Origin of the sequence: Vibrio sp. 10N.247.310.17 (assembly GCF_041466605.1) — a bacterium.
GTDB lineage: Bacteria > Pseudomonadota > Gammaproteobacteria > Enterobacterales > Vibrionaceae > Vibrio > Vibrio tasmaniensis_A.
In genome coordinates, this window is sequence record NZ_JBFSTC010000005.1 from 12,366 (window position 1) to 26,626 (window position 14,261).

At 44.6% G+C, this 14,261-nt stretch carries 12 protein-coding genes and 2 pseudogenes; 7 read left to right on the forward strand and 7 right to left on the reverse strand.

Going from position 1 to position 14,261, the window contains the following annotated elements:
- The 4 genes and pseudogenes from AB6D80_RS02825 to AB6D80_RS02840 all read right to left on the reverse strand — a co-directional run.
- On the reverse strand, nucleotides 1–798 hold a 798-nt coding region (locus AB6D80_RS02825), incomplete at its 3' end, for an SgrR family transcriptional regulator (protein ID WP_372187698.1).
- Nucleotides 799–808: 10 nt separating this feature from the next.
- Nucleotides 809–1,819, reverse strand: a complete 1,011-nt coding sequence (locus AB6D80_RS02830; RefSeq protein ID WP_371694834.1) for a Gfo/Idh/MocA family protein — start codon at nucleotides 1,817–1,819, stop codon at nucleotides 809–811.
- A gap of 113 nt (nucleotides 1,820–1,932) precedes the next feature.
- The gene (locus tag AB6D80_RS02835; protein ID WP_371694835.1) at nucleotides 1,933–2,832 is read right to left on the reverse strand and encodes a homocysteine S-methyltransferase family protein; all 900 of its coding nucleotides are present in this window, start codon (nucleotides 2,830–2,832) and stop codon (nucleotides 1,933–1,935) included.
- A 136-nt stretch (nucleotides 2,833–2,968) separates the two neighbouring features.
- A pseudogene (locus AB6D80_RS02840) lies at nucleotides 2,969–3,166 on the reverse strand (IS110 family transposase); the annotation flags it as partial.
- 123 nt (nucleotides 3,167–3,289) lie between these two features.
- Here AB6D80_RS02840 and AB6D80_RS02845 point away from each other — a divergent pair.
- On the forward strand, nucleotides 3,290–4,111 hold the full coding sequence (locus AB6D80_RS02845) for a DUF2971 domain-containing protein (protein WP_371694836.1): 822 nt from the start codon (nucleotides 3,290–3,292) through the stop codon (nucleotides 4,109–4,111).
- Nucleotides 4,112–4,234: 123 nt separating this feature from the next.
- Entirely contained in the window at nucleotides 4,235–4,936 is a 702-nt protein-coding gene (locus AB6D80_RS02850) for a biotin/lipoate A/B protein ligase family protein (RefSeq protein WP_371694837.1), read from the forward strand.
- 167 nt (nucleotides 4,937–5,103) lie between these two features.
- Here AB6D80_RS02850 and AB6D80_RS02855 read toward each other — a convergent pair whose 3' ends face one another.
- Together AB6D80_RS02855 and AB6D80_RS02860 are read right to left on the reverse strand one after the other, a co-directional pair.
- On the reverse strand, nucleotides 5,104–5,913 hold the full coding sequence (locus tag AB6D80_RS02855; RefSeq protein WP_371695384.1) for an SDR family NAD(P)-dependent oxidoreductase: 810 nt from the start codon (nucleotides 5,911–5,913) through the stop codon (nucleotides 5,104–5,106).
- Nucleotides 5,914–6,194: 281 nt separating this feature from the next.
- A complete protein-coding gene (locus tag AB6D80_RS02860) occupies nucleotides 6,195–8,267 on the reverse strand; it encodes an alkyl/aryl-sulfatase (RefSeq protein WP_371695383.1) in 2,073 nt (690 codons plus the stop codon).
- 188 nt (nucleotides 8,268–8,455) lie between these two features.
- On the opposite strand from AB6D80_RS02860, the pseudogene AB6D80_RS02865 reads away from it, so the two are divergent.
- A pseudogene (locus AB6D80_RS02865) lies at nucleotides 8,456–9,370 on the forward strand (LysR family transcriptional regulator).
- Between the two features lie 88 nt (nucleotides 9,371–9,458).
- Here AB6D80_RS02865 and AB6D80_RS02870 read toward each other — a convergent pair.
- Entirely contained in the window at nucleotides 9,459–10,346 is an 888-nt protein-coding gene (locus tag AB6D80_RS02870) for a DMT family transporter (RefSeq protein WP_080518041.1), read from the reverse strand.
- 209 nt (nucleotides 10,347–10,555) lie between these two features.
- Here AB6D80_RS02870 and AB6D80_RS02875 point away from each other — a divergent pair, with 209 nt between their 5' ends.
- From AB6D80_RS02875 to AB6D80_RS02890, 4 genes are all read left to right on the forward strand, one after another.
- Nucleotides 10,556–10,945, forward strand: coding sequence for a VOC family protein (locus AB6D80_RS02875; RefSeq protein WP_017102273.1), 390 nt, complete (start codon nucleotides 10,556–10,558; stop codon nucleotides 10,943–10,945).
- A gap of 51 nt (nucleotides 10,946–10,996) precedes the next feature.
- Nucleotides 10,997–11,521, forward strand: coding sequence for a hypothetical protein (locus tag AB6D80_RS02880; RefSeq protein ID WP_102582586.1), 525 nt, complete (start codon nucleotides 10,997–10,999; stop codon nucleotides 11,519–11,521).
- A 170-nt stretch (nucleotides 11,522–11,691) separates the two neighbouring features.
- Nucleotides 11,692–13,131 carry a 6-phospho-beta-glucosidase gene (locus tag AB6D80_RS02885; RefSeq protein WP_372187700.1) on the forward strand — a complete coding sequence of 480 codons (1,440 nt, stop codon included), beginning with the start codon at nucleotides 11,692–11,694 and terminating at the stop codon, nucleotides 13,129–13,131.
- Nucleotides 13,132–13,230: 99 nt separating this feature from the next.
- Complete coding sequence (locus AB6D80_RS02890; RefSeq protein ID WP_012600106.1) at nucleotides 13,231–14,229, forward strand: LacI family DNA-binding transcriptional regulator; 999 nt, start codon at nucleotides 13,231–13,233, stop codon at nucleotides 14,227–14,229.
- The last annotated feature ends 32 nt before the right edge of the window (nucleotides 14,230–14,261 follow it).

The following is a 14,261-nucleotide window of genomic DNA, read 5'->3' on the forward strand; positions in this document are numbered from 1 at the left end:
AGGCAGAGACCTCATCAATATGCTGATAACAGCGACGCCATATTTTGCTTTGGCAAGTAGGCGTGGTAAGTGCCAATCAGGTTGATTCAATTTCACGACAACCACATTACCTGCCGAGGCAGAGACCTCATCAATATGCTGATAACAGCGACGCCATATTTTGCTTTGGCAGAGTGAGTTAAGGTTGCGCGCTATGTCTTGAGGTTCGAGTGTTCGACCGTTATGAAAGCGAACGCCATTGCGTATTTGAAAGTGCCACTGTGTCGCATCTTCATTAGGCTGCCAATGATAAGCCAGATCGCCGCTGAGTTTACCGTGCTTAACAGAGGTTAGGCGTTGGCAAATTTGCATCACTAAGAAACGTTCGGTGCGTCTAAGCACTCTTTGAGGGTGAAGAGCCTCGAGCTCTCGGTGAAAGGGGGTGTACGCGATATTCTGCGCCGACGAATTGGTATTGCTTAGAAAGGCTTGCAACTCAGCGCCAGCATTGCGGCCATTGAAGCTCAAGGTGCTAAACACCTGTTCTATGTTACCTGCGTCAGCTTGGGTTTGTGTGTATTGGTAACACGCCTCAATGGGCTCAACCAGACACGTGAGTTGTGCTTTCTTGCTTCGGCCTGAGCTGGCTTGCCACTCAATCCAACCTTGTGCTGTCATCGCTTTTATTAAGGTCTGAACATGACGTTCACTCACATGCAGCAGTGTAGCCAGTTGGTTGACCTGACAATGCGATACTCCAGGCCCAAAAGCCTGAAATATCTTTTCATACAGTTCAAGCTTGCGCTTAAGGTTGCCCAATTTGCTTTTCCTAACGACGAGGTTGAGTTAAATGTGGATAGCCAGAGTCAATGAGTGCTTTTTCCATCGTATCGAGAACTCGAGAGGTTATCTCTGAGCTTAGGATATTCGACTCAGTTTTGCCTTGAAGCACCAAATCTGAAAAATGGTCGATTTCAAATTCGAACCCATTGCCCGTCACTCGTTTGTTGATGGTCGACTTCTGCCCTTGATGTTCAATCTCAATAAAGGCCGGATTCCACCATTTTTCGTGAATGGTGATCTTGGTATCTGGCCCACTCAAATGTGCTGACCGGGGAAGATTTTGCACGGTTGATGCCGATATCTTACCGTTCATATCACCAGAGAATGTAAAGCACGCATCGGTATCGACATTCGCGCCCTCATACAGACACGACATCTCTACCTGAGGTTCTGAAGGGGTCACCCCCAGTGTTCTGCACAGATCGTAAAAGAACCAAAGCCCATAGACCCCAACATCAAGCGTTGCTCCGCCTGACAAATCCGGATTGAAGATAAATAAGCCCGGCTCATAGTCATGATGGTTACCAAAGCTGGCTTCGATTGAATCTATCTGAATGTTGTTATAGACCAAGAATGATTGAAGCTCACGATACGCGGGAAACACCACGGTTTTCATCGCTTCTAGCAACATCACACCATTTTGATTTGCGAGAGCTTTCATCTCCAGCCAATCATCAAGATTGGTGAAAGCGGGCTTCTCGACCAATACGTGTTTTTTATGGCTTAGAAACAGTTCAGCTAAAGGCTTGTGATAAGGATGAACCGTAGCGATGTAAACCGCTTCAACACTAGGGTCATTCGCCATGGCTTCATAAGACCCATAAGCCTTGTCGCAACCAAACTTATTGGCGAACGTCGCTGCGCGTGAGTGATCTCTTGCGGCAACGGCATACAATTCACCATGCAGACAGTGCTCGATTACAGCTGTTGCGAATCGATTGGCGATATTGCCTAGCCCAGCGATACCCCATTTAATTTTACGTTGCGTGTCGCTCATCAGTTGCTCCAAATCGTTGTTTTGTATCAGTGTACTCAGAGACGCCACATACAAATAGAGAACAGATTTCTCAACCTGTTCTCTATTTATTTTATTCTAGTTGAAGATCTGGATCAGCTCTGTGTGTGGCGTTTCCAATCGGCTAGGGCTTGAATGTGTTTTGGTCCAATACCGCAGCAACCACCGATAATATTCGCTCCCAGCGCGTGCCAGCGTTTTGCGTAAACTAAATAACCTTGGCCATCCAGTTCACGTATCTCTTGAAGCATATCATTAGCTTCATGTTCGCTGCTGATAGGTGCAAAGTTATTGGCGTAGACACCAATTTCTAAATCACTACCTAGCTCACCAATCACTTTCTTAGCATCGATAATGGCTTGATCCATCACTTCAGGCACTGAGCAGTTAAACATTATGCCTGTCGCGTTTGATTGGCAGGCAAGTTTGATCGCGGATGTTACGCTTTCGCCAGAACGAATATTGGCACAATCGCCCTTGGTGTCTTCCAAACTGAATGCGTAGTAACAAGGTTTATCTGACTGCTTAAGAATCGCATGAATGGATTCGAATTCTTGCAGGCTACAGATGGTTTCTGCTATCCAAAGGTTGATGTTTTGGTCTTGCGCATCGTAAAGGGTTTGAATGATTGGCGCTGCCTCTTCTACCTTAAACAAATCTGGTCGGTAGCTGCCAAATGGCGGTGGAATCGCGCCCGCCACTTTCACGGTGTGAGGAGCATTGTCAGCAACTGCTTTAGCCAGTTCGCCAGATAGTGCTGCGAGTTCAAAGCCTCGTTGTTCAAAGAGCTCTTCACCCAAGTGAAAAGGTACACACGCGTAGCTATTGGTGATCAGGATTTCAGCACCTGCATCGACAAAATTTTGATGCGCTTGGCTAACAAATTCGGGTGCTTCAATCAGCGCTTGAGCACTCCAAAGCGGTTGAGAAAATGGCGCGCCAATTTCTTTGAGTTCTCGGCCCATGCCGCCATCAAGTATGGTTAGTGTTTTCATATTCAATACTATCTAAACAATTGCTGAAGTTCTGCCGCCACCATATCAGACAACCTTGTCAGACAGAAGCCATCAAGCCCCTGAGTTATCGAGAAAAGGTGTCGGACTGTTTTGGAGATAGCCACGGCATAATTTAGATTACCCTTTCCCAATAATGTGTACCACCACACGCATCAATATCTATACGCATGAGTGGCATATTTGCTATTGTAGTCAGCAGTTTAGAGCGAGTTACCGACTTATGAAGTAAGACTTTACCATTTTGGTCTACGGCATGAAGACTAAAGTGGTTTTTAGCTAGGTCGATACTGCAGAAATAAGAATAATCAGACATGGTGCCTCCGATGCATTTAAGTACCACATAAGTGTGGCAGATCCTCGGGAGGGGGAATCCATGCTATTCGTTATGCAATAGAGGTAAAAATTGAGCATATATAGACTTTATAAGTTTCGAGAAGTGGATACAAATAGCTTGTCCTCTTTAGCAAATGGGGAGCTATGGTTTTCATCGAAAGAGGATTTTAACGATCCTTTTGAGGGAACACTAATTCTAGACGAATCCTTAGATGAATCTGATTATGAACTGTGGCGAGCTAACGTAAATTGGACGATGAAAATCGACCCAAAAGACAATAAGTTTGTCGAGTTGTGTGAGGTACTAGGATTAGACCCAAATATGACAGATGAGAAACTACTGATATTGCAAGGTTTGCGGTTTGATTTAGGGATTTTGACTAAAGTTGTCCATGAATCAAAGTTTCTTTGTCTTTCTCAAAGAGATCAAAGCACAGACCCAATATATGAAAATTTAATGTGGTCTCATTATGCACAAGGGCTTCGTGGGTTCTGTTTGGTTTTTAATAATGATGGGTTACAAAAAGATATCAACGAGGCTTCAAACCAACGAATGAGAGGCATTAGGATTATTTATCAAGATCAGCCGAATAAACTTAGTGTGTCTGAATATTTACGTTCTGATATGTGGATTAATGAGAATAAACAAAATTACATACAAACGGTGACAGAAACAATTGCAACAAAGTCTAGTGCATGGAAATACGAGAATGAAATGCGCATTATGACGCTGGATTCTAGCGTTAATTCATATGGTTACTCACCGGAAACGTTAGAGGAAATCGTATTAGGTGACAAAATGTCTAAGCGGCACAGGGAGTTAGTGTTGTCTATTGCTAAGTCTAAGTATCCAAATGCAAAAATAAAGACGGCTCGGCTCATTCCGAATACTTTCAACATTGAAATTGTTGATAATGTTGCATAACAAACGACTATGCCGCCAATAACTAACTTTTGGCGCTGTTTTCATCTCACATAGTCCCATATGTCATCAACCATTGCAGAACGTTAAATGGTAGGTCACCACAATCTGTAGAGGAAAAGTGCATTGAAGTTAACGAATAAACTCGTACGTTACCCGCACATTGATGTTGATCGTGCGTTTGAAAAAGAAGATGAGTTATTGCAGCAAATACAGGCGGGTGAGATTGTGCAAGCCTTAATGCTTTGGCAAGCAAAAACGCCGACACTCGTTTTGCCTGCGGGTAAAAAGTGGCCTGTGACACTAGAGTCTAGAAAGCAACTTACGGCACAAGGCTGGCAGCTCACCTCACGAAAAACAGGTGGCGCTCCCGTTCCTCAACTACCGGGGATCATTAACCTATCGCACATTTATCATTGGCCTCGTGATGAAGCCTACAACATCCAAAAAGCGTATCGACATTTATGCGATGTATTAACCCTGTTTTTTAAGGAACTGGGCATCGATGTGGATGTACACGCAACCCCCGGTTCTTATTGTGACGGTGACTACAACCTCAATATCAATAAACAAAAAATAGTGGGTACTGCGCAGCGCGTATTGCTTAAAAAAGGGGGCGGCCAAATTGTACTTTCGCAAGCTTGTATCTTGTTAGATGCCGACTTAGAGAACATCGTTGCGCCAGTGCATTTTTATAATCAAGTTTGCGGGAATCCAACCGTAGTGGATGCGCAGGTTCATACTCCCTTGTCCGCGCATTTGACGAGCCTTCCCAACGTAGACTCACTCTTTCAGCGGTTAAGCCAAGCTTTCATCAAGTATGCGTAATGCCTTCCTTTCGCTAACACCTGTTAACTTGTCGGGTGGATGAACCATTTCAATTCTATCTAAACAATTGCTGGAGTTCTGTCGTAACCACATCTGACAACTTTGGGTTGTGGAGTGCTCCTAAATACGGAGCTCTCATTGTATCTGACTAGTGAGCGTGGCATTGGCTAGAGCAGTTCTGTAAGTAACTGGTCGAGAGTCGTCATCAGTTTCTGATTTTTCCCCGTATTTAATGCATCAGCATGAGGGGCTTTAAATAGCCCCGAATCATTATCAAAATACTTCCCTGAAGCGTTAGAAAACTCTTCCGATAGTGCGGCTCGGCATAAGATATCAGCGCCAATCCCTAAGTCATTACCTTCCAAACCATACGCATCTTTAACCAATTTACTGCCAAGAAATGAGGCCGGATTAACGGGAATGATTAGAGGCCCTTGATCTCTTAACTGGTGCGCAAGATGGATTGACCACATCGTTAACGCCAACTTACTTTGTGCGTAGATGGGGCCATCTAAAGCGTCAGGATTTGGGCTGACAAGTGCCTCGAGATCGACCGATGACTGAGCGGCTGAAGATAGATTGACGATGCGACCGTTGGCATCAAAAAGTGGTAGCAGCTTTTGAGTCAGTAAATAAGGGGCAATGGTGTTCACAACAAAACGTACATCAAGGTTGTCTGAGGTGGTGACTTCCGAAACCTTGTATACGCCAGCATTGTTAATGAGTACATCGAGCTGTTCATGCTTCGACTTTATTTGGTTGGCGAGGGCTTTAACTTCAGAAAGAGAAGAGAGATCAGCAACATAATTTTCGATAATCGCATCCTTGGATAATCGAGAAAGGCCGGTTTCTACTTTGCTGAGTTTTGTTGGGTTACGTCCATGTATAAGGATGTGATGCCCTTGTTGGGCTAACATTTTCGCGGTCTCTAAACCGATACCATCTGTCGCACCTGTAATCATGATCTTTTTTCGCATCTTCCTTCCTTGAATAAAGAGTCCGGACAACTTTTATAACAAAGTTTGATTGCACAAAGTCTCTACTACTTCACATGCTGAGATATAGAAAGTACGGATGTGTATTACGATTGAGAAACCGTGAAACAAGGGTGTGGTTTTTCATTTTATTTTCTTGATATCGAATAAAGCTCAAATCAAAAAAGCCTCAACCAGTTTAATGGTTGAGGCTTGGTCGTATTAGCCTTGTTTCAGCCTATTTAGGCCAGTTTGACGTTGTGATTATTTTACCTTAGAGCTGCTTAGTGAGCGTGCTCGTGTGAATCTTGGTACAACTCTGCATCCACTTCTTCGCCTTTGTTTGGACGAGGAACAATCTCAAAAGAGGTATCAGCTTCAGTCAATGAAGACAGCAGTTTGTTCAACGATGTTTTGTCTCCTTTCACGCCCGCTTGGCCATCTTCCAATAATTGGTTGAGTGTCGTTTTCTTCAGTACGATGTCTGATACATCTGATTTGTTGATGACCAGTGTGGTATCGGCATCTTGCAGTTCGCTCACTTGAATGTTGTTCAGGTTGCCATTCGACATCTCTACGTAGTAGAACTCTTTCACATCAGGTAATTGGATATTCATGGTAAACGGCGTGTCTTGCGCCTTCAAAGAGTCCACTTTTACCGCTAAGTAATCCAGCAAGTTTTCGATGGTCATGTTCGCCAATACATCCGGAGAAGCCGTTTTTGGTGCGCCCGGTTGTGTGCCGATACGCAGTTCTTGAGCACCTGTTAGATAGATGTTTCTCCACCCAGCACCTTCTGATTGGTAGCCTAGCTGTTCATAAGTATCGGCCAATAAGCCGCGTGCAACTTTGTTCTCTGGTTCTGCTTGGACAACCTTGTTCAGTGCCGTTGCAACGAAGCGATATTCGCCTTCTTGGAAATCTTGCTGCGCTTTCTCAATCACTGCGTCACTGCCACCCATGTATTCAACAAACTTAACTGACTCTGGGTGAATTTGTAGTGGGTTCAGATTGGCTGGGTTCATGTCGAAGTAACCAAGGTACATGTTGTACACCGCACGAGCATTGTGAGAGTAAGTACCGTGGTAACCATTGGTGTGCCAAGACTGTTGAATGCTGTCTGGCATGACTTTGTATATCTCGTCGCCAATGTCTTGCAAAACGACACCATTGTTCGCTAGGCGAAGTGTTTGGTTATGAGTAAAACCGTAAGCGTCACGTTGTATTTTTAGGTAGTCAGATATTTCTTGTTCGCCCCAAATTGGCGATGAGTGAGAGGCAAACAATACCTCGGTATCTTCACCCCAAGTGACCAACATCTCGTTGATCTTCTTAGACCACTTCAAGCCATCACGTACTTTTGCACCACGCAATGTGTAGAGGTTGTGCATGCCTTGATACGTTAGCTCACCAGTCCAAAGTGCCTTCATGCTCGGAATGTAGGTCACCATTTCTGATGCCGCTTCAGTGCCTGATGCATCCATGAATTGCATCTCTAGGCCATCGATAACCAGCGTTTCAATTTCTTCGCTATGGTTAAGTTCGTAATCCGGCAATACGTAAGTGATGGTGCCTGTCGACAAGCCTTTCGCGAGTGCCGCATCCACGATACCGTGCTCATGACGATTCAGTGTTGCGCCATATTGATAAGCGGTACGTCGAGACATCGCATTACCCGCCAATACGTTTTCGTCGACGATTTCTTTAGTAATGTTTTTAGAACCGTACACTTTTACGTCTGGGTAAGCTTCTTTGATTGCTCGTGCACCGCCAAAGTGATCGGCATGTGAGTGTGAGTAAATCATCGCTACGACAGGTAAGTCACCACCATCAGGCACGTTGTTCTTGAAGAACTTTAATGACTTAGCCGCGGATTCTTTTGTGAGAAGAACGTCGTAAGCAATCCAACCATTGTCACTGCGGATGAAAGAAATAGACGCCAGATCAGCACCACGAACTTGATACACTTTACCTGGGACAACTTCGTACAAACCTTCAGCAGCTTGGTTTAGCACGGCTTGACGCCAAAGCGAAGGGTTTACTGAATCGGGTGCTTGATCGGCATTGTTCACGCTAGGGTCGATGAAGTTGAAGCTGTTGCGAATAATATCGCCAGTTTCTTGATCGAAGCTCGCGATCAACCCTTTGTTGTTATTGTCGAACGCGCGAGTGTCTTCGAAGTTCAGCGTTTTCGCGAATTCTTGGTTTGCTTTCGTCGTCATCTCAGTCGCGTCTTTGCCACCTTGATCGCCTATATCGCTAAAGTGTGCGTGGTCATGGTTAGCTGCAATAGCAGGAAACGCAAGAGAGATTGCTAGGAACAGTGATGCATTTTTGAAAGTGCGTGATGGAGTCATAGGTGCCTCTTCAATTCGGGATTTCGTTTCGTTGAGGAAATTATATGCCTAAGACATATAGCAAAAAATAAAGTAAGCTTTAGTTAACACATCACGATTGGCTATGTATTGAGTCGTACAATGGTTAGGGAACGAAGATAAAACCTGACCCATGATTGATTAAGAGCACATTGACAGGGAGAGTAACGGTGAGCGACATGGAAAAGTTGGATTTAAATCTACTGAGCGTGTTCTTAGAAGTGTACCGATTAAAGTCGATCACGCTTGCATCAGAATCGCTTGGTATGACTCAACCTGGAGTCAGCGGCGCTTTGAAACGGCTTCAAGCACAATTGGGTACAGACCTTTTTATTCGAGAGGGTAGAGGTATAACGCCGACCAATGCAGCGATGCAGTTGGCGTTACGTGTAGAGCCCGCATTGGACGGGATAACCAGCGCGGTCAGCACGCTAAAGCAGTTCGATAATCAGCAGCATCATGTGTTTCGAATTTTGGTCAACGAGATCGGTTTAACCAAGCTTCAGCCCCTTGTGGAAAAGGACGAGACGCTTGGTAACATCTCAATTGAATTCAATATGGTGCCAAGTAATGAAGAAGATCTGCTGCAGAGTTTGAGCATGCAGCAAGCCGATTTAGCGATCGATATTCACTATCCACAAGTGAATGGTTATATGAACCAGCAAGTGATTGAAGATGAGCTCGTGCTGATCGCCAAGAAAGGGCATCCAAGGATTGATGGATCGGTAACGGAAGCGCAGTATTATCATGAGAAACACATCACCTTCAGAATGCGTCGCTCTCACCTTTACACCGCGGATTACTTTACAAAAAATCCGATACAGCAGCGAAAAGTCAGTTCCGAATGTGATTCATTGATGACGATGTGTGTGTTGGTCTCTGGCTCCGACTGTGTTGGTAGTACATCTAGAGGTTTTGCTAATCAATTTGCGGAGCGATTCCAACTGCAAGTGCTCGAGCAGCCTTTTGAGGTCTTGCCGATGAAATAGTATATGATTTGGCATAAACGAACAGACTTAAACCCCGCACATCAATGGTTAAGAACCAAGATTCAACAATACATGACGAGCTCTCAAAGCTGTTAACGATTCAATGAAAAACGGCTTCCATTTGGAGGCCGTTTTTGTCTCTGTTACTTGAGGGTTTTAATTAGGTTTTTTGGATTCAATCAACTTATTGTGCGCGTTTCTGACGAGCGGCTTTGAGCATTTTCATTGGCGACATTCCTGTCACCAACATGGTACCGGTGATAACCAGAATTGAACCAACAATCGTATTGATGCCAATTGCTTCATCTAAGAACAAGTTACCCCAGAGAATACCAAATACCGGAATGATGAAGGTCACGGACAGGGCTGAAGGTGCGCCGAGTTCAGAGACTAGATTGAAGTAAAGTAGATACGCTAACCCAGTACATACCGCGCCTAATAAGATAACTGACGTAGTGATCGTAACGTCGGGTGTTTCTCTCATCGGAATAAAAAATACAAATGGCAAAACCAGCAACACCGCAGCCCACATGCTGCCATGAGCATTGTTGAATGCCTCAACTTTAGGGGCTTGTTTGGTATAGTTTGACGCTATTCCGTAGCTAAAGGCCGCCATCACTGCTGCAAATATAGGAAGCATAGCCTCACGGCCAATGTTCATCGCATCCCAACCGACTAACACGCCAACTCCCGTTACCCCAATCCCAAGTCCCAATAGAACTTTCGCCTCGAGTGCTGTTTTAGTCCATATCGCACCAATGATTGCCGCCCATATTGGCGCGGTAGAGTTCAAGATGGCGAGTGTCGAGGCGTTAAGTGTCTGCGCGGCATAAGCGAAAAGCAAAAAAGGAAGTGTGGTGTTAAACAGCCCGAGAATGAAGAAGTGTTTAGCGTGATCATGAAAAGAGAGCTTCTTTTTTAAATAAAAAGAAACTAAAAGCAGAGTAAGTGCTGCAAACAGAACTCGCGCTTCAATCAAGACTGCGGGCCCTAATGGATTAGCCGCCATTCTCATGAAAAGAAACGAGCCTCCCCATATAGCCGCAAGTAGTATCAGTTTTAAAAAGCTCACAGTTTGAATCTCAGATTGTGTAAAACACCGACTATGGATCAAAGCTACGTATTGCACAAATTTAGATGTTAATACTGTGCAGCTAATTGTTGGCATTTTGATAACGGAACTGACTATTAAATAGGAACACTTTTGATGAATTATGTTCTGTTTATCCTTCCTTGTCTGACGAGTAATCTAGTGTCATATGTAAACATTAGGTGATAAAAATGAAGATTGAACACATCGCAATTTGGACCAAACAACTCGAAGTGCTTAAACGTTTTTATGAGGATTACTTTGGTGCAACGTCCAACCAGAAATATCACAATCCAAGCAAAGGCTTCTCTTCATATTTCTTGTCTTTTGAAAGCGGTAGTCGCTTAGAGATCATGGAAATGTACTCTGTCCCTGAATCGAAAGACGATATCTATGACCAGTTCACAGGCTTCATTCATATGGCGATATCACTAGGTTCGGAACAAGCGGTCGATCAACTGACTCAACGCTTGGTCGAAGACGGCTATGAGCGCTTAGATGGCCCAAGAAGAACAGGTGATGGCTATTATGAGAGCTGTGTGCTCGATCCGGATGGTAATCGCTTGGAACTTACCGTTTAATGTAGAGACTTAATTGAGTTACTCATCTACTAACGGAACTGAGGTATGACAATGATGAAGCTTGCTGTGACTTTCCTTTTTAGTCTTGGGCTTATGGGATGTGCTACCTCAGAACCGGTGTATGAGCAGGAGACGGACTCGAAACCTGAACCATCACAACCCATAGGTTACCTCGGTTTTAAAGCTCACCAAGAGTGGGCCATTCAATTTAACGACTGTACGGTCTATGATTTAACAGGCGCACAACCTTACCAGTGGTTTGATCGCACTTCAGCCTCTGTGAGCTGTTATACGTTTAAGCCAAACGATGCTATCAAGACTCTGTTGGTTTACTCCGATGCTGATTTCAACAGCAATAAACTCACTCCAATTGACCGTTTTCAAGAGTTGCAGGTATCAGAATCAGGCTGGGGCATTTTTCCTGCCGTCTACGAGACCAACGGCACCAATTGGCTGAAAGTCAAAGAGGGTTGGATTCACCTCACACTAGCCGATCAGACTTTGGTTCAGTTCTATCCCGGAACTCAAGACCAATCTAGCAAACACACACATGATCAATATTTTGAAGAGCACTGATCGTAACGCTGACTTTTGATTAGTCTGTAGTTCGATCAGAAAAAGATCGTTTAGTTATTTCTGAAACCGGTTTCAATCTGTATCTTTGCATTTATTGAAATCGGTTTCAGGGCTGCGGTGAGCTCTCTAATCCTGATCTTTTTTGCGAATAACTTGTAGCGAGTAATGGTATGAACAACGAATTTCCGAACGATTTTTTGTGGGGTGGTGCGGTTGCGGCGCATCAGCTAGAAGGCGGCTGGGATGCGAATGGTAAAGGTGTCAGTGTTGTTGATGTTTTAACAGCGGGCGCTCATGGTGTACAACGTCGAATTACCGATGGTGTGATTGATGGCGAAAACTACCCCAACCAAGTCGCAGTGGATTTCTACCATCGATACAAAGAAGACATTAAGTTATTTGCTGAGATGGGCTTTAAGTGCTTCCGAACCAGTATTGCTTGGACGCGTATTTTCCCAAATGGCGATGAAGCCGAGCCGTGTGAAGCGGGTTTAGCGTTTTACGATGATTTGTTTGATGAGCTGTTGAAATACGATATTCAGCCAGTGGTAACACTGAGTCACTTTGAAATGCCTTACCATCTAGCCAAAGAATACGGCGGTTGGATGAACCGTAAAGTGATCGACTTCTTCGTTAAGTACTCGACTACGGTAATGGAACGCTACCAGCACAAGGTGAAGTACTGGATGACGTTTAACGAGATAAATAACCAGATGAACACTTCGGCAGACATCTTCGGTTGGTTGTGCTCTGGTGTTAAGTTCCCGCAATGTGAAAAGCCGCAAGAAGCCATGTATCAAGCGGTTCACCATCAGTTTGTGGCAAGTGCTTTGGTGGTTAAGAAAGGTCACGAGATCAACCCAGAACTTCAGATTGGTGCAATGTGTGCGATGGTGCCTTTCTATCCTCGTTCTTCAAAGCCAGAAGATATCATGGTGGCACAGCAAGCGATGCGTGATCGTTACTTCTTCTCAGATGTGATGGTTCGTGGTCATTACCCAAATTACGCTAAGCGTGACTGGGCAATCAAAGGCTTCAATATTGAAATGCAGCCAGAAGATGAGCAAATCTTGAAAGAAGGTAAAGCGGATTACTTAGGCTTTAGCTACTACATGTCGAATACCTTGGATTCTTCTTCGCATCAGTCAACCGAAGAAGCGATGGACGGCGGTCATGAGAACTCGGTCGATAACCCATTTATCCAGTCTAGCGATTGGGGCTGGCCAATTGATCCAACAGGTTTACGTTTCTGTTTAGCGTCTCTGTATGAACGTTATGAAGTGCCATTGTTTATTGTTGAGAACGGTTTTGGCGCTGTTGATACCATTGAAGAAGATGGCAGCATTAATGATGACTACCGCATTGCTTACCTTGGTGACCACATCAAAGAGATGAAAAAAGCCGTAGCGATTGATGGCGTTGACTTGATGGGCTACACCCCTTGGGGCTGTATCGACTTAGTTTCATTCACCACGGGCGAGATGAAAAAACGCTACGGATTCATTTACGTAGATAAGCACAATGATCAATCTGGCTCACTAGAACGCAAACGCAAGAAGTCGTTCGAGTGGTATAAAGGCGTGATTGCATTTAACGGTACCACTATTTAGAATGCATTTCCCAGCGCAGTTATGTGAACTGTGAGCTGTCATTTTGCAATGAATTAGTCGGCCTATGTCGGCTAATTTTTTATAAAGGAAAAGAAGCGAATGGTAACCATGCTTGATGTCGCGAACCGCGCAGGCGTATCTAAATCGACCGTTTCTCGTGTCTTAAATGGCAAGAACATCGTGCGCCCAGATGTGGTGAAAAAGGTATTCGATGCGATTCAAGAAACAGGTTATCGACCGAACTTGTTGGCTCAGCAATTGGCGACCAAGAAGACCAATTTCATCGGCTTTGTAATCACCAATGAGTTGTTCAATGGCCCTTACTTTTCTTCCTTGATGTATCACGCGGCTTCTTATAGCGAAAAGTCGAATCACCAATTGGTGATCACCGATGGCAAACACAGCGCTGAAGACGAAAGAAAGGCGATCAACTTCCTGCTGGATATGAAGTGCGCGGGCATCATCATCTATCCGCAATGCTTAACCGAAAGCGAGATTGCAAAGATCATCGAAAGTACTGACACACCGATTCTGGTACTCAACCGAGAAATGCCGTCGAAGCCTAATCATGCCATTACCACCGACCATTATCAGAGCGCTTGTTTGATGGTTGAGCACATCATCGAGCAAGGCCATACAGACATTGCAGTGATTCGTGGTAAAGCCGGTTCTTCGACCGATGAGTTGCGTTACCAAGCCTATCAAGATGTGCTAACTAAACAGGGTATTGCATTGGATGAGTCCAAGGTTGTTCAAGGTGATTGGACGATGGAGAGCGGTTATCATGCGGCTCAGGCTCTGGTAAAAAGCAAAGCAACATTCACCGCTATCTTGTCTGAAAACGATGACATGGCGATTGGTGCGATTAAGGCGTTAACCGAACTTGGGTACTCATTGCCTCAAGATGTTTCTATCGTTGGTTTTGATAACAGCAAAGTGGGGGCGTTTTTAACGCCAAGCTTAACGTCTGTCAGTGTGCCATTAGAGCAAATGACGCAAAAGGCGATCCTGCAAATTGTCGGTGAAACAGAGCAAGCGACCACCATCAATACCACTGGCAGTTTGGTGTTACGTGATTCGATAGCGAAGCTAAATTAGCACCGTTCGAATTTCATATTTCACCTACAAAA